The following is a 15875-nucleotide window of genomic DNA, read 5'->3' as shown; positions in this document are numbered from 1 at the left end:
GAACAACATTAGACCGTCTATGACAGATGGCTATGACTGTTATCAAAATGCTTTAGCTGAACGCGTTAATGGCATTTTAAAGGATGAGTTTTTAATTCATCAGTGTAATACGTTAGATGAGCTAAGAGTGCTCGTTGATGAGTCGGTTTATATTTATAATCATATGAGACCGCATTTGAGTTTGAATATGAGAACGCCTTTCGAGTTTCATCAAAGTTATGGGTGTTCTGCATAGAAAAAACCAGATACACGGGGTATCTGGCTTGTTTTAAATCATCAACCTATTTTAGGACGAGACATTTGTATAAGTATAAATTGTATAAATAGATGATCCAAATAATAGAAGCTACTTTATTTAAGCCTAATAATCACATAACCATAAAAAACAAAAACGATAATTCACAAATTAAAGGTGAGTAACTATTGAATTGGGGGTTGTGTGATAGCTGGGTAACAAGCGAGAAGTTTTCTTTGCAAATATCGTCTAGTCACGTAATAAAAGAACTGGCACACTGTGCAACAAGTTACGGTGACTTGTAGAGAGCCCATTAAGCACCATTAATTTGAATGATAATTAATCCAATCAATAAGCGATTAGATAAGATTTAGCGACTCAATCAGCGACTATTTATTTGAAGACTTGTTATTTGGATACTTGTTAAATTTAAAGGAAAAATGATTATGAATACAATCTTAAAGAAAATGATGAGCACGACTCTAGCTGGTGCATTGGTATTAGGCGCACCTATGGTGGCTGTATCACAAGCAGCGCAAGCGGCAACAGCAGCGGACAATCTAACCGCAGCTAAGCGTCTAAACGCGCTACTTAAGAACACCAAAAGCATGACTGCTAATTTTACTCAAACTACGAAAGGTTCAGGCAGCAATAACAGCGGCCTTAGCGCAAAAAATGGTACCTTCTCAGGTAATATGAGTCTACAGCGTCCAAATAATTTCCGTTGGAATATTACCTCACCTTCAGAGCAGCTTATTGTGACTGACGGTAGAGCCTTATGGGTATATGACAAAGACTTAGAGCAAGTGACCCGTCAGAATGCGGATCAGCAGTTAGGTAACACGCCTGCCTTATTACTATCAGGTGACCCAAGCAAGATTGCGAAAAACTTTAAGATTACTCAGCCAAATGGCGGTAAGAACTATTACGTGCTATACCCTAAATCTAGCGACAGTAACTTCAAAAGCTTAGCAGTTAGTTTTAGCGGTGGTAAGCCTGTGATGATGGTACTCAATGATTCGCTAGGTCAAGTAACTTCTATTAAGTTCAGCAATGTGAAAGTAAACAATAACATCGCTAGCAGCCAGTTTAAATTCACACCCCCTAAAGGTGTTGACGTTATTGATCAGTAATCTTGGCCTAGCTTAGTTATAGGTGCAAACCTGACTGTCTTTTAAAACAATTAATTTAAACAAGTCAGGACTTGTTAGCGTATAATAAGCCGGATAGTAAAAAACCCAAGCCCAGTGCTTGGGTTTTTTGATTTATAATAAGGGTATAGAATTAGACTTATCAGCAAGCAATGAGATAGGGGACAGTATGACTGAAAAAGTAGACAACAGCTCAAATAAACGCTCAGAGCAAAAGCGCTCGATAGAAACCAAATGCAAAATCCTAGATGCAGCCTTAAAAGAGTTTGCGTCATCAGGCTTTGAGGGCGTGTCTACCCGTGCGATAGCCAGTAGAGCGGGCGTCAACCATACTCTTATTACGCATCACTTTGGCAGTAAAGAGGACTTATGGAAAGCGGCTGCAAAAGCGATTTTTGAGACCTATACCGAAGAGTCCGAAAAGCGAATCTCGACCCTTGGCGATGTAGAAGAAGATGTTGTTGTCTATGAGTTGCTTAAGCATTATGTTGAATTTAGTGCTCAGTTTCCTGATTTTCACCGCTTTATGATGCAGGCCAATCAAGGAGATTCTGATCGCCTCAACTGGTTTACGGATGAATACATACGCCCTAATGCAGACTCTGAGCTTAATTTATTAAAGCAAGCACAGCGCTATGGATTAATGCCTAAAGGCGACAGCTTGCATATTCGTTATATTTTTATCGGCGCAGTCAACTCTATTTTTACCTTTGCGCCGCAGTTTGCACGTATCTCTGGCAAAAACCCTTTTTCAGCAGAGATTGTTCATCAGCATATTGAGTATATTTTCTCTATCTTCAAGCAGCCCAAATAGACGCTACTAGCCGTCCTTGGCGAATAGCATCAGTCCTATCATAATAATTACAATACCGATAATACCCATCATTGAGGGAAAGGGGTTGTTTAGTAATACAATCCCGCCAATTAAAGCAAAAACCACTTCACTGGCCTGCGTCGCATCCACGCCCGCCATCTCACTTGAGGTCTGAGCCTGCTCACGCGCATACAAAAATATACTGGTGGCGATGACGCCAGGGAGTAGCGCAACCAATGCAATACTAATAATTTGACTGGTGTCTGGCAATTCTGGACGTACAACCAAACCGAGCAACAACCAAAATGGTAGACTACCCAACTGACTGACCAAAACCAATGACCGCCTGCTGCACTCATCAGCTCATTCAATACATAGGTCGAACTAAAGAAGGTACTGGCAAGTAAGGTTATTAAATGAGCCTAATCACGAATCACTCCTTTGGTTCGATGGTCTACTTATTATAGATTTAATTGATTGTAGCGCTAATTATTTCCCTTTGGCATCCGCCCAAATAATTTTGTGTAGCTGCAATTGAAAGCGGACAGGTAAGGCGTCCTCTAGTATCCATTCAGCCAATTCACGGGCTAAATTCGGCACATCAACATTGGCCACATCGCCTGTGGCATCCTCATGAACATTAAACATGGGTGAAAACCAAACAGTGCCTACTTTTTTGTCCAGTTGATATTCAGCTAGCTTTTGTTTTGCCCACTCATAATCACTGTGATTCATAATCACAAACTTTAGCTGATCATGCTGAGTTAGGTAATCGAGGTTTGACCATAGGTTTTTATCTTGTTCGCCGCTACTAGGCGTCTTAATATCCATTACTTTACTGACCGCTTCAGGTACCTCAGCGACTGATAAAGCACCTGCTGTTTCTAATGAGATATCATAACCGTCAGCAAGCAATCTTTGCATTAGCGGGATGGCATTAGGCTGAGCCAGTGGTTCACCGCCCGTGAGGCAGATACGCTTACAAGGATATTGTGCAATCTCCGCCATAATCGCATCTAATGATAAGCGCTCACCTCCAGTAAAGGAGTAAGTGGTGTCACAATATACACAGCGCAGAGGGCAGCCAGTCAGACGTACGAAGACAGTCGGCAAGCCTGCGGACAGTGCTTCGCCTTGCAGAGAATAAAAAATCTCCGTCATGCGTAGACCGGCTTCTGGGTTGGTAACGGGAATAGACTGGCTACGAAGGGGCGTGATTTGGGTCATAAGAATATGCCTTGATAAATTTGGCGATTGGCTAAGCAAGCAGAGAATATCTTATAAATAGGTCGCTGAAAATTAAAGCTGTGGTAAAGAATAAAGGTGCTTAGAATTATCTAAGCACCTTGTTTATTATCAGGTTGTATTAGTTTATAAGACAACCATAGACGGCAGAATATGGTAGAAGCTACCTAAGTGTCTATTTTATCTACAATGACTCATTTAACAATTATGCTAAACGTAGTAATTCGTTGATACTGGTTTTTGAGCGGGTTTGTGCATCAACTTTTTTTACGATAACGGCACAGTATAAGCTGTGAGAGCCATCTTTTGAAGGTAGGCTGCCTGAAACAACAACAGAGCCTGCAGGGACACGGCCGTAATGGATTTCACCGGTTTCGCGGTCATAAATCTTAGTTGATTGACCGATGTATACACCCATTGAAATCACTGAACCTTCTTCAACGATAACGCCTTCAACAATCTCAGAGCGCGCACCGATAAAGCAATTGTCTTCAATAATGGTTGGGTTGGCCTGTAATGGCTCTAATACACCGCCAATACCAACGCCGCCTGATAAGTGAACGTTTTTACCGATTTGTGCACATGAACCAACGGTCGCCCAAGTATCAACCATTGCACCTTCATCAACGTATGCACCAATATTGGTGTAGCTTGGCATTAATACCACGCCTTTGCCGATGAATGAACCACGGCGGGCAACAGCAGGCGGGACAACACGAACGCCAGCATCGATAAATTGCTGCTCAGTCCAATCAGCGAATTTAGTCGGCACTTTGTCATAAAACTGTAGATGCTCACCTGTTTGCATTGGGTAGTTGTCATTTAGTCTAAACGATAATAGCACTGCTTTTTTTGCCCACTGATTAACAACCCATTCGCCATCTTTTTTCTCAGCAACACGTAAGCTGCCATTGTCTAATTGTTCAAGAACGTTATTTACCGCATCTTTTACGTCTTGTGGCATAGTGCTTGGGCTGTAGTCAGTGCGTTTTTCAAAAGCTTGTTCGATAATTTGTTCTAGTGACATGTTTTTATCCAAATAAATGAGTGTGAAAATTAATCCAACTAAGGGCGATAATCGTGCCTGTCGTATTGTCGCTAATTTCTAACGGTTTAGCAAATTTAGAGCCGTACTAACCGGTCTTATCTATGCCCGTATAATAGCGATGCAAACTGGTATTTGATATCACTTAATTTGGGTCAATAACCTATGCTTTAGCAGTATTATTTATCCATTCTAAAATGTCTTGATAAACCATCTCGTTATCTGCCTCATGTAAAGGCTCATGACGCATTAACGGGTAAAGTCGCTGTGATATATGGGTAAATCCTTGCTTTTTCATACGTTTGGTAAGTTTGCGAATACCTTTGCCCATATTACCAATCGGATCTTCTTCACCGCTCACAAACAGCATTGGAAAATCATGGTCGATAGTGGCTGCCCATTGTTTGTTCAACCCCTGATCCATAAGACTAAATAAGGTATAAAATCCATTGTTGGTAAAATCGAAACCACACAGTGGGTCGCTTTCATACTCGGCAGTGGCTTCAGGATTACGAGTAATCCATGCATACTCTGAATTTGATGACTTATCTTTGATTTTACTATTTAACACCTTATTCATGGTTCTTGCGAAGACAGAGTTGGTCATTCTTGGCTGCAGTTTATTTAAGGCCTTAGTAATAGGCAGTAACCCTTTAACCAGTGGATTGCTATCACTGGTGCCCATCAATATCGCGCCGGCAAAGTCATGGCTGTGTACTTGTAGCGTGTTACGTATAATAAATGAGCCCATCGAATGACCCATAATAAAGTGCGGTACGTCAGTATATTGGTTCTTTAAGGCATTGGCCATGATAATGACATCTTTTAATAAGGTCTGTACCGGATGCTTTTTCTCAAAGAACCCCAGGTCATCACTATTGGCGATACTGCGGCCATGACCAAGATGATCATAGGTCAAAACAGCGATGCCATTGTCTGCTAAATACTGAGCGAATAGCTCGTACCGGCCACTATGCTCTGCCATACCGTGGGCAATCAGCAGCGTCGCTTTGACCTTATTTTTTGGCTCATAAAAGGTATGGTTGAGCGTATGAATTTGATCAGATGATAGTAGGGTCTTAGCCATGGGAAGTCCTTTTAGGTAGCTTTTTAAGTAAAGCGGTTTAAGTAATTCAGTGGATAGTTATTAGAATAGTTTTTATCAAAATTATTTTTATCAGAATAGCTCGTGAGTGAAGAGGCTGAAATAAAAAATATGCAACCTAAGTGGAAGCAACGCGGTAGCGATTTTCACTCAGGCTGCATCTATAATCATACGCTATGCTGTATCAGATTTAATTATTATATTATAGTGTTATAAATAACTAAATTAACGCATAGTAAATAAATCAAATCTGTTTTTATTAACAACCAAATTTAACACCTTCCGCTTCTGCAGCCAGTGCTTTTTTGCTACGAACTGGTGCAGGGCAATCCTCACCATAGTACTGACGATCAGCGAAGTAGCTTGAGCGAACCATCGGGCCTGCCCAAATGCTAAAGAAGCCAATTTTCTTACCATAGTCCATATAACGTTGGAACTCATCTGGATGCACATAACGCGCAACTGGGGCATGGTTCTTACTTGGCTGCAAATACTGACCAATAGTAATCATGTCTACATCGTGCGCTTTTAAGTCATCAAGCAGAGCGTAAACCTCTTCCTCGGTTTCACCAAGGCCAACCATAAAGCCGCATTTGGTTGCGATATCTGGACGACGTGCTTTGTACTGTTGAAGCAAATCTAACGAATGCTGATAGTCTGAGCCTGGACGGAACGCTTTATATAAGCGAGGCACGGTTTCGATGTTGTGGTTAAACACATCTGGCGGTGTCTCAGTTAATAAATCTAAAGCCACCTCCATACGGCCACGGAAATCAGGCACTAAGATTTCGATTAAGCAGTTTGGGCTTAATGCTTTTGATTCATTAATCACATCCACAAAATGCTGCGCGCCGCCATCTTTTAGGTCATCACGGTCAACAGAAGTAATTACCGCATATTTCAGACCCAAACCTTGAATGGTTTCGGCAGTATGGCGTGGCTCATCTTTATCTAAGTCATTAGGACGACCATGTGCCACATCACAGAATGGGCAGCGGCGAGTACAGATATCACCCATAATCATGAAGGTCGCGGTACCGTCACCGAAGCACTGCGGCAGGTTAGGGCAGGCTGCTTCTTCACAAACGGTATATAACTTTTGTTTGCGTAGCGTCTTTTTAATGCGATCGACTTCAGCCGGCGATGACATCTTCACGCGAATCCAATCTGGCTTCTTAGGCGCTTCTACTGTCGGGATAACTTTAATTGGGATACGCGCAACTTTATCATATCCGCGTAGTTTCTCTCCCTTGACTGCCTTTTTAGGTTTCGGTTTGGCTTCCGGAACGAATGTTTCTACAGCGTTTGTCATAATCGATTCTGTCCTAACCCATACTAGTATTAGGGTTTATTGGTTTGTAAAAGTGTCTGTTTTATAGCGGCTATTATAGCAGATATTGAGTTCGGCACCGACAATTCAACTCTTCTGTGTGTAGCAGTGGCGTTACTTTTTAGATGAATTAAAATCAGTAAATTTCTGATTAAAGATGTTGAATAACGAATTGCCCTAATGAATAGGTTAATCGTTATCGTTTAATATTAATTTCCCAAACTCTCTAAAATAAGGTGAATCAATATAAAAACAAGATCAGTGGAATATAAACGCTGTCAGCCCTGAATCTATTACTACCATTTTTAAAATAAATAACGGATATCGCCTTTCTTATCAACCGCTTTACAGTTTCGTGATTAACTTTTTGAGCGTTTTGCGCTATATTAGCACAAAGAGTTCAACCCACCTGCAAGGTACCGGCAGCCCCACTATTTCACTGCAATCGATTGATTGACACAGTGGATGTCCCTGTGGATGCTACCCAACCTGCATAAAATTATCAAAGAGGACGCTTATTGTGTTAGACGCATATCGTAAACATGTTGAAGAACGTGCCCAACTAGGGACAGTACCCCTTCCATTATCTGAGCATCAAACTGCTGATTTAGTTGAATTATTAAAGAACCCACCAGCGGGCGAAGAAGAGTTCTTAATGGATTTGTTGGTTAACCGTGTACCAGCGGGTGTTGACCAAGCAGCCTATGTAAAAGCGGCCTTCTTAGCGGCTATCGTAAAAGGTGAGGCGACGTCTCCACTTATCGATAAGAAAAAAGCTGTTGATATCCTAGGTACCATGCAAGGTGGTTACAACGTGATGCCTTTGGTTGAGGCATTAGACGACGCTGAGCTTGCCGATAATGCAGCAACAGCACTTAAAAGAACACTGCTAGTCTTTGATGCATTTAATGACGTGACTGAAAAAGCAGAAGCGGGTAACGAGAAAGCGAAAGAAGTCATTCAATCGTGGGCAGATGCTGAATGGTTCTTGAACCGTGCAGAAGTACCACAAAAATTGACTTACACAGCGTTCAAAGTTACTGGCGAAACCAACACTGATGACCTGTCACCAGCACAGGACGCATGGAGCCGCCCAGATATTCCACTTCATTCATTGGCAATGCACAAAAACTCTCGCGACGGCATCCAAGCTGATGAAGAGGGCGTACGTGGTCCAATGAAGCTTATTGAAGAGCTTAAAGGCAAAGGCCATCCATTAGCATACGTTGGTGACGTTGTTGGAACTGGTTCAAGCCGTAAATCAGCAACTAACTCAGTACTTTGGTTAATGGGTGATGATATCCCTAACGTACCAAACAAACGTGCTGGTGGCCTAGTATTAGGTGGTAAAATCGCTCCTATCTTCTATAACACTATGGAAGATTCAGGCGCACTACCTATCGAAAACGTTGCTGTTGATAACATCGATATGGGTGATGTATTTGATATCTATCCACACGACGGTAAAATCACTAAGCATAACTCTGATGAAGTATTATCAACGTTCAAGCTTAACTCAAACACCCTTCTTGATGAAGTACGTGCCGGTGGCCGTATTCCATTAATCGTTGGTCGTGCATTAACTAATCGTGCTCGTGAGTACATGGGTCTTGAGCATTCAGACGTATTCGCTAAGCCTGAACAACCTACTGATTCTGACAAAGGTTTCACCCTAGCTCAGAAGATGGTTGGTAAAGCATGTGGTATGGAAGGCGTACGTCCAGGCATGTACTGTGAGCCAAAGATGACGACAGTTGGTTCTCAAGATACTACTGGTCCTATGACACGTGATGAGCTTAAAGATTTAGCCTGTTTAGGTTTCCAATCAGACCTAGTAATGCAGTCTTTTTGTCATACAGCCGCCTATCCAAAACCAGTTGACGTCGAAACTCAGCACACACTACCTGATTTCATTATGAACCGTGGCGGCGTAAGCTTACGTCCAGGTGATGGTATCATTCACTCATGGCTAAACCGTATGCTTCTTCCAGATACTGTTGGTACTGGTGGTGACTCGCATACTCGTTTCCCAATGGGTATTTCATTCCCAGCAGGTTCTGGTCTGGTTGCATTCGCAGCCGCGGCTGGTGTTATGCCACTAGATATGCCTGAATCTGTCCGTGTTCGCTTCGTTGGTGAACGTCAGCCTGGAATTACTCTACGTGACCTAGTACACGCAATTCCATTACAAGCGATCAAAGAAGGTTACTTAACCGTTGATAAGAAAGGCAAAATCAACGAGTTTAACGGCCGTATCTTAGAAATTGAAGGTCTAGAAGACTTAACCGTTGAACAGGCGTTCGAATTGTCAGACGCATCAGCTGAGCGTAGTGCTGCAGGTTGTACTATTACGCTATCTGAAGAGTCAGTGACTGAGTACTTGAAGTCTAACATCACGCTACTTAAGTGGATGATCTCTGAAGGTTATGGCGATGCACGTACGCTAAGCCGCCGTATCGAAGCGATGGAAGAGTGGTTAGCTAACCCAAGCTTAATGCGTGCTGACGAAGATGCAGAATACGCAATCGATATGACCATCGATATGTCACAAATCAATGAGCCAGTTCTATGCTGCCCGAACGATCCAGATGATGCTAAGACACTGTCTGACGTTGCTGGTGACAAGATTGACGAAGTATTCATCGGTTCTTGTATGACTAACATCGGTCACTTCCGTGCCGCTGGTAAACTACTTCAAGAAGTACCTGCTGGTAGCTTGAAAACTCGTTTATGGATTGCACCACCAACTAAGATGGATGCACGCCTATTGATGGAAGAAGGTTATTACAATACTTACGCTCAAGCGGGCGCACGTACTGAGATGCCAGGGTGTTCACTATGTATGGGTAACCAAGCACGTATTGCTCCAGGCTCTACAGCGGTATCTACTTCTACTCGTAACTTCCCGAACCGTCTAGGTCAAGGTGCTAACGTATATCTGGCATCAGCTGAGCTTGCTGCGGTTGCTGCGGTACTTGGTAAACTACCTACTAACGAAGAATATCAGCAATACGCTGGCATGCTAAACAGCATGGGTGACGAAGTATATCGTTACATGAACTTCGACCGTATGGAAGAGTATACTGAAGAAGCAGACAAAATTAATGTGGCACAACTGTCATAAGTTGACCAACTAAGCGTTAATTTTTAGCTAAAAAAGACCTCGTATATTAGGATTCGGGGTCTTTTTTATTGTTTTTCTATGAGCGATGAATGACAAAGGGCTAATAAATGCAATAATCACAAGACATAAACACTCAAAACAGCAGTTTTTATGGACTTGATAAGTGTGTGGTCTATATACTGTGACTCAACATATTATTATACCTGTCCTTCATACTATATAGATGAGAGTCACCTCCATGTCATACCAATTTTCAGATGTCATCACCGAACTTAAGCCATCTTTTGTGCGTGAAATACTAAAGCTCACCGTCAACAAAAACATTATCTCTTTCGCTGGTGGCTTGCCTGACCCTGAGCTATTTCCGCAGCAAGATATCCAAGATGCTATAAATCTGATGTTTGGTAAACATAAAGAGTCGTTATTTCAATACTCGACAACAGAAGGGCACAGCGGTCTGCGTCAATGGATTGCTGATGAATTTGCAAGAAATCACGGCGTAGAGGTCGATTTAGAGCAAGTGATGATTGTTTCAGGATCGCAGCAGGCTTTAGACTTGGTGGGCAAGGTATTTATTAATCCACAAGACACGGTCGCTATGGAAAGCCCAAGCTATCTTGGCGCGATTCAAGCTTTTAGAATGTACAGTCCTGCTTTTGCTGAAGTGCCATTGGCTCAAGATGGCGTGGATGTTGAGAAACTTGGTGAGGTATTAAACAAGTCAGAGACCAAGTTCTTTTACGGTATTCCAAACTTTCAAAACCCCACCGGCGTGACTTACTCGGCAGCCAAAAAAGCAGCTGTGGCTGAGCAGCTCAAGAGTTCAGGTAAGTTAATGCTAGAGGATGACCCTTACGGATTTTTACGCTTCGAGGGCGACAGCACATTAACCAGACCTATTTATGCGCTAGCGCCAGAGAATGTCATCTATATGGGCTCATTCTCAAAAATATTCGTACCAGGCTTTAGGCTTGGGTGGGTGATTGCACCGGCTGAGATTATCAAAAAGATGGTGATTGCTAAACAGGCAGCTGATTTACACACTAACTCATTTGTACAAGCCATTCTGTTTGAGTATATTGAAAACTATGATTTGCATGCGCATATAGATTTGATTAAAACTACGTACGCTCAGAAAAAAAAGTGCATGGTTGAAGCAATTCAGACGTATTTGGGTGAAGAGATTGAGATTTATCCTAGCTATGGCGGTATGTTTATTTGGGTACGTATACCGGGTATCTCATCTATCGAATTTTTAAATGATGCAATTAAAGAGAATGTGGCCTTTGTACCAGGGGAGGCTTTTGCCTTATCTGACGGCTATCAAGAATTTGTACGTTTAAACTTTACCAGTCTTAATAATAATCAAATTATTGAAGGCGTTAAGCGATTGAAAGGTGCGCTTGATGCTTATCGTCAAAAGGCTGACTTTTAAAATGAGACATTTGAGTTAAGTTACAGAGATTGTATACAAAAAAAGGAGCAGGCTGAAATTATCAGTCTGCTCTTTTTACGTTTTCAGCTTTATTTGTTCAGTGGTGTACTTTTAAAACACGCCCACTAAACGAATTAAAGCATCAGTGACAACAAGCGATTTATTTATTATAAACCGGCTTTCTCTTCTCAATAAAAGCTGTCACACCTTCCAAAAAGTCATCAGTTTGTGCCATACGTACTTGCTGTAATACTTCCATATCAAGCGCCTCATTCAGCCCTGAATAAGCGTGTGTATTAAGCATATGCTTCATGGTCGATAACGATTTGGCTGGAATGGCACTTAAACGATTGGCCAGTTTCAATACAGCGTCATCAATCTCTTCAGCGCTCACCATTTCATTGACTAGATTTAAATCTGCCATGTCTTGTGCTGTAATTTTATCACCCAGCATAATCAGCTCGGTGGTTTTAGCGACACCGACCAATTGATTTAATAAATATACTCCGCCTGCATCTGGTACTAGGCCAATATGAACAAACGCCTGTACAAATTTAGCGGTATCCGTGGTAATACGAAAATCACAGGTTAAGGCTAAGTTCATGCCTTCGCCTATAACGGCCCCTTCAAGCTTGGCAATAATAGGCTTATGAATTTTACGTAGTTTTAGGCTAACGTCTCCGGCACCAGCGACCATCTCTTTGATTTTCTCTGACAGAACCTCTTTATCTAAGCCGCCTGCTAGCATCTCTTTGATATCGCTGCCGCTTGAGAAGTTACCGCCGGCACCTTGTAGTATGATGACTCGAACATCATCATCAGCGCCGGCATCATCTAAAGCTTTTAGGATATTATTCTTCAAAGGCGTGCTAAAGGCGTTAAAGCTTTTAGGGTCATTTAAAGTAATCGTGGCAATATGATTGTCTACGCTATAGAGCACTAAATCTTGAGATTCGGTCATAAGTGGCATCCTAACTAATGAGAGAGAAGAGGGCAGGGAGCACTGGCATAGTACTAAGATAAATCGCTACTACGTGATGATTATGCCAGTATAAAGAAGCATAACTTAGGGGCCATTTAACATAGCCCCTGATTAACATAGCCCCTAAGTTATGAGTTCACGATAAAACAGTTTACTAAAGAAATTTTTGGTTATCAAAGCAAAGGATTAACTAAATGTTAACTAACTTAGCATCTGAATAAAGCGATCGACCTGCTCTTCAGGAGTTGCCCACGACGTCACTAAGCGTACGATACTATGACCATCATCAAGCTCTTCCCACTCGTAGAAATCAAACTCTTGCTTTAAAGTACTAATAAGCGCATGCGGCAAAATGGCAAAGACTTGATTGCTTTGAGCGGGCACGTAAAGCTTGTGTCCTTTTTGCTGTAGACCTTCAGCAAGTTTGGCGGCCATCGCATTGGCATGTTTGCATAGTTTCAAATACAAGTTGTCTTTTAACAGCACTTGGAACTGCAGCGCTAATAAGTAACCTTTTGCCAGTAAACCGCCATGTTGTTTTAGATAAATATTAAAATCAGTGGCGATTTTTTTGTTAGGAATAATTAAAATCTCACCAAACATAGCGCCCATTTTCGTACCACCAAACCAGAACACATCAATCAATTCTGCAAACTCTGCGAAACCTAGAGTGCGGGCATCTGGATTGGTATGGCTGTGTGCAATCGCTGCACCTAACCGTGCGCCATCCATGAATAGATACATATTATTAGCACGGCAATAGTCTGATAAGGCTTTTAATTCTTCATAACTATAAACAGTACCAAGCTCAGTGGTGTTAGAGATATAAACCGCTTTGGCACGCACCACATGAGGCGCGAAGCTATGACGCTTACGGATAGTGTCGACCGCTTCTACGGTTAGCTTACCGTCTTTTGACTCTGCCAAAATAACCTTGTGGCCGGTCGCTTCAATTGCACCAGCTTCATTAACCGCAATATGACCTGTGTTACATGCAATAATACCGTCAATAGGCGTTAGCATGGCAGCGATACAGACTAAGTTAGCTTGTGTCCCTGTGATACCAAAATGAATGGCAATATCATCATTATTTAACTGCTGACGAATGGTGTTTCGTACATCCGCAGAATAGTCATCAAATCCGTACCCTTTATGCTGCTGCAAATGAGTATCTTGTAGTGCATTTATAATATTAGGATGGGCGCTTTCGCTATAGTCGTTTAAAAAGTGAAACATAACTTAGTTTTAAACTCTCTTATTGATAGGGTGTGTGAACAAGCCCTAGTAATGATAAAGTTAAAAGGAGCTGCTAACACAGGGTTAAGCAGCTCCTTTACGCAAAATAGTCAAAATGGTTATCCATAAATAAGTAATTATTATAAAGCAACTTTTTAACAGATGACGATTCTAACTGGCCATTGGCTTTAGGACTTACATAATAAATACGTTTTGACGTATGAATCACAGAAAACCTGACGTTTAACGGCGAGTTTACTCCTAAACAGTGATGACATTACTCATCATTCTCAAAAGCAGCATCGGCCATATAATGTTCTGGCGTTAGGTTAATAAATCGGGTGTACTGACCCTCAAAAGCAAGACGTACTGTACCGATAGGACCGTTACGCTGTTTACCAATAATAATTTCAGCCACGCCCTTTAGGTCAGAGTTCTCGTTATATACCTCATCACGGTAAATAAAGGTAATCAAATCGGCATCCTGCTCAATAGCCCCTGATTCACGCAAATCCGACATGATAGGGCGCTTGTTAGGACGGTTCTCTAGACTTCGGTTAAGCTGAGATAGTGCGATTACCGGACAGTTTAATTCACGCGCCAATGCCTTTAAGCTTCGTGAAATCTCCGAAATCTCTTCCACTCGGTTACCACTTAAGCTCGGTACTTTCATTAGCTGCAAGTAATCGACCACGACCATGCCCATTTTGCCATCGTGATTTTTGGCGATGCGGCGACAGCGTGAACGCAGCTCTGAGGGCGGTAGAGCGGTACTGTCATCAATATACAAATGCTTATCTTGTAAATGAGTGATGGCATTCATCATACGTGCCCACTCATCTTCATTCATTTGTGCAGAGCGCAGGTTGGTCTGGTTAATCTGACCCCACGAAGAGAGCAGACGCATCACGATAGACTCTGCGGGCATCTCCATTGAGAACACCACAACTGGTAAATTCTCATGGAATAATACGCCCTCTGCTAAGTTCATCGCAAAAGTGGTTTTACCCATAGACGGGCGGGCAGCAACAATAATTAAATCGCCTGCCTGCAAACCCTGAGTTTTGTTATTAAGCTCAGTAAAGGGCGTTTTTAAACCAATCATGCCATCAGGATTGCGCTTTAATTCATCCATTTGCTCGACAACGTTGACCAGTACGGAGCTAACCTCCATTGGGCCGCGCTGCTCGGCACGCTTATTATGCTGCTCATTAATGGCGAAAATCTTAGACTCAACTGTGTCCAAGATGTCACTCACGCCGCGCTCTCTTGGATCGTAGGCAAGGGCCAGCATCTCGTTACCTGCAGTAATGAGTTGGCGCAGGGTAGATAACTCACGCACACGCTGTGCATAAGCGGTTAGGTTAAACAGCGTGCCTGGGCTTTGGGTCAAGATATCAGCAAGGTAGCTTTCGCCGCCAGCCGATTTTAGCAACTTTTGAGAGCTTAACCAGTCATGGACCATCACTGTATCATAGGGTTCACCGGCTAATGCTAAATGCGAAATCGCGGTATAAATATGCTGATGGCGACCGGCATAGAAGTCATCTTTTGAAACGATATCAGAGACTCTATCAAAAGACTCTTCAATACTCATCAAAGAGGCAATCAATGCTTTTTCGATATCGATATTGTGTGGCGGCTGCTGGCTAAGCAGGTCGGTTAACCCCACATCGTTGTTCTCTTGCTTGCTATCTGTTTTTTTCTTACTCTCTGCCATAGTTATCAAGTCTTAATCAATGGTTAGATATGTGTGCAAGGATAACTGCGTCCTTATTAATCTGTTCGAGTTGGTTTAATAATAAAGGTTTGGTGTTAGGGGCTTTGGCAGCTAATCTGCCGTACATTCATTTTAAAGCGTGCGTATTAAAACTATCTGTCTTATGCTAAAGCGTTATCTAAATTTCTTTAAAAAGGCGGTTTGAAATATTAATATGAGAAAGTGAGTCATAAATATAAGGAGTTAAATAGGTCATCGAAATAGAAAGTAACTTATTCAAGGCAACAACCTGCAATTAAGGTTTGAATGAAAACGCATTACAGGTTAAGGTTTATTGAGATAAACGTCTATTTATAGCATACCCATGAATGCCAAGTATTTAGATGAGAAGTGAGATTTATAGGATGCAAATCTCTAATGCTATTATTACTAGGCGCTATCAAATTCTTGAGT

13 protein-coding genes are annotated in these 15875 nt (G+C 42.0%); 5 read left to right on the top strand and 8 right to left on the bottom strand.

What is annotated here, in order from left to right:
- The 3 genes from AC2SLM_RS08185 to AC2SLM_RS08175 form a co-directional block, all read left to right on the top strand.
- The coding region (locus tag AC2SLM_RS08185; RefSeq protein ID WP_486551188.1) for an integrase core domain-containing protein at nt 1-235 on the top strand (235 nt) is incomplete at its 5' end.
- 446 nt (nt 236-681) lie between these two features.
- Nucleotides 682-1368, top strand: coding sequence for an outer membrane lipoprotein periplasmic chaperone LolA (gene lolA / locus AC2SLM_RS08180; protein ID WP_486553133.1), 687 nt, complete (start codon nt 682-684; stop codon nt 1366-1368).
- Between the two features lie 187 nt (nt 1369-1555).
- Nucleotides 1556-2200 carry a TetR/AcrR family transcriptional regulator gene (locus AC2SLM_RS08175; RefSeq protein ID WP_486553132.1) on the top strand — a complete coding sequence of 215 codons (645 nt, stop codon included), beginning with the start codon at nt 1556-1558 and terminating at the stop codon, nt 2198-2200.
- 6 nt (nt 2201-2206) lie between these two features.
- Here the strand turns inward: AC2SLM_RS08175 and AC2SLM_RS08170 are convergent, their stop codons facing one another.
- The 5 genes from AC2SLM_RS08170 to lipA form a co-directional block, all read right to left on the bottom strand.
- Nucleotides 2207-2533, bottom strand: coding sequence for a multidrug resistance efflux transporter family protein (locus AC2SLM_RS08170; protein WP_486553130.1), 327 nt, complete (start codon nt 2531-2533; stop codon nt 2207-2209).
- 156 nt (nt 2534-2689) lie between these two features.
- On the bottom strand, nt 2690-3427 hold the full coding sequence (gene queE, locus AC2SLM_RS08165) for a 7-carboxy-7-deazaguanine synthase QueE (protein WP_486553128.1): 738 nt from the start codon (nt 3425-3427) through the stop codon (nt 2690-2692).
- A gap of 223 nt (nt 3428-3650) precedes the next feature.
- The gene (gene dapD / locus AC2SLM_RS08160) at nt 3651-4472 is read right to left on the bottom strand and encodes a 2,3,4,5-tetrahydropyridine-2,6-dicarboxylate N-succinyltransferase (RefSeq protein WP_486553126.1); all 822 of its coding nucleotides are present in this window, start codon (nt 4470-4472) and stop codon (nt 3651-3653) included.
- 181 nt (nt 4473-4653) lie between these two features.
- Nucleotides 4654-5577 (bottom strand): alpha/beta fold hydrolase, encoded by a 924-nt coding sequence (locus tag AC2SLM_RS08155; RefSeq protein ID WP_486553124.1) that lies wholly within the window; start codon nt 5575-5577, stop codon nt 4654-4656.
- Nucleotides 5578-5854: 277 nt separating this feature from the next.
- Complete coding sequence (gene lipA, locus AC2SLM_RS08150) at nt 5855-6907, bottom strand: lipoyl synthase (protein WP_486540777.1); 1053 nt, start codon at nt 6905-6907, stop codon at nt 5855-5857.
- Nucleotides 6908-7445: 538 nt separating this feature from the next.
- Between lipA and acnB the strand changes: the two genes are divergently transcribed.
- Nucleotides 7446-10049 carry a bifunctional aconitate hydratase 2/2-methylisocitrate dehydratase gene (gene acnB, locus AC2SLM_RS08145; protein WP_486553123.1) on the top strand — a complete coding sequence of 868 codons (2604 nt, stop codon included), beginning with the start codon at nt 7446-7448 and terminating at the stop codon, nt 10047-10049.
- A 238-nt stretch (nt 10050-10287) separates the two neighbouring features.
- Complete coding sequence (locus tag AC2SLM_RS08140) at nt 10288-11484, top strand: aminotransferase-like domain-containing protein (RefSeq protein WP_486553121.1); 1197 nt, start codon at nt 10288-10290, stop codon at nt 11482-11484.
- Nucleotides 11485-11644: 160 nt separating this feature from the next.
- Here AC2SLM_RS08140 and AC2SLM_RS08135 read toward each other — a convergent pair whose 3' ends face one another.
- The 3 genes from AC2SLM_RS08135 to dnaB form a co-directional block, all read right to left on the bottom strand.
- Nucleotides 11645-12445, bottom strand: a complete 801-nt coding sequence (locus tag AC2SLM_RS08135; protein ID WP_486553119.1) for an enoyl-CoA hydratase/isomerase family protein — start codon at nt 12443-12445, stop codon at nt 11645-11647.
- A gap of 222 nt (nt 12446-12667) precedes the next feature.
- Nucleotides 12668-13702 (bottom strand): threonine aldolase family protein, encoded by a 1035-nt coding sequence (locus AC2SLM_RS08130; protein ID WP_486553117.1) that lies wholly within the window; start codon nt 13700-13702, stop codon nt 12668-12670.
- Between the two features lie 277 nt (nt 13703-13979).
- Nucleotides 13980-15422, bottom strand: coding sequence for a replicative DNA helicase (gene dnaB, locus AC2SLM_RS08125; protein ID WP_486553115.1), 1443 nt, complete (start codon nt 15420-15422; stop codon nt 13980-13982).
- Nucleotides 15423-15875: the final 453 nt, after the last annotated feature.

Source organism: Psychrobacter sp. CX16 (assembly GCF_057396245.1).
This window is presented reverse-complemented; position numbering and strand designations above follow the sequence as displayed.

Excerpts from the sequence above, each read along its gene's own strand:
- AC2SLM_RS08155 (WP_486553124.1), bottom strand. The coding sequence starts at position 5,577 with ATGGCTAAGACCCTACTATCATCTGATCAAATTCATACGCTCAACCAT.
- queE (WP_486553128.1), bottom strand. The coding sequence starts at position 3,427 with ATGACCCAAATCACGCCCCTTCGTAGCCAGTCTATTCCCGTTACCAAC.
- AC2SLM_RS08130 (WP_486553117.1), bottom strand. The coding sequence starts at position 13,702 with ATGTTTCACTTTTTAAACGACTATAGCGAAAGCGCCCATCCTAATATT.
- AC2SLM_RS08175 (WP_486553132.1), top strand. The coding sequence starts at position 1,556 with ATGACTGAAAAAGTAGACAACAGCTCAAATAAACGCTCAGAGCAAAAG.
- dnaB (WP_486553115.1), bottom strand. The coding sequence starts at position 15,422 with ATGGCAGAGAGTAAGAAAAAAACAGATAGCAAGCAAGAGAACAACGAT.
- AC2SLM_RS08135 (WP_486553119.1), bottom strand. The coding sequence starts at position 12,445 with ATGACCGAATCTCAAGATTTAGTGCTCTATAGCGTAGACAATCATATT.
- AC2SLM_RS08140 (WP_486553121.1), top strand. The coding sequence starts at position 10,288 with ATGTCATACCAATTTTCAGATGTCATCACCGAACTTAAGCCATCTTTT.
- dapD (WP_486553126.1), bottom strand. The coding sequence starts at position 4,472 with ATGTCACTAGAACAAATTATCGAACAAGCTTTTGAAAAACGCACTGAC.
- lipA (WP_486540777.1), bottom strand. The coding sequence starts at position 6,907 with ATGACAAACGCTGTAGAAACATTCGTTCCGGAAGCCAAACCGAAACCT.
- lolA (WP_486553133.1), top strand. The coding sequence starts at position 682 with ATGAATACAATCTTAAAGAAAATGATGAGCACGACTCTAGCTGGTGCA.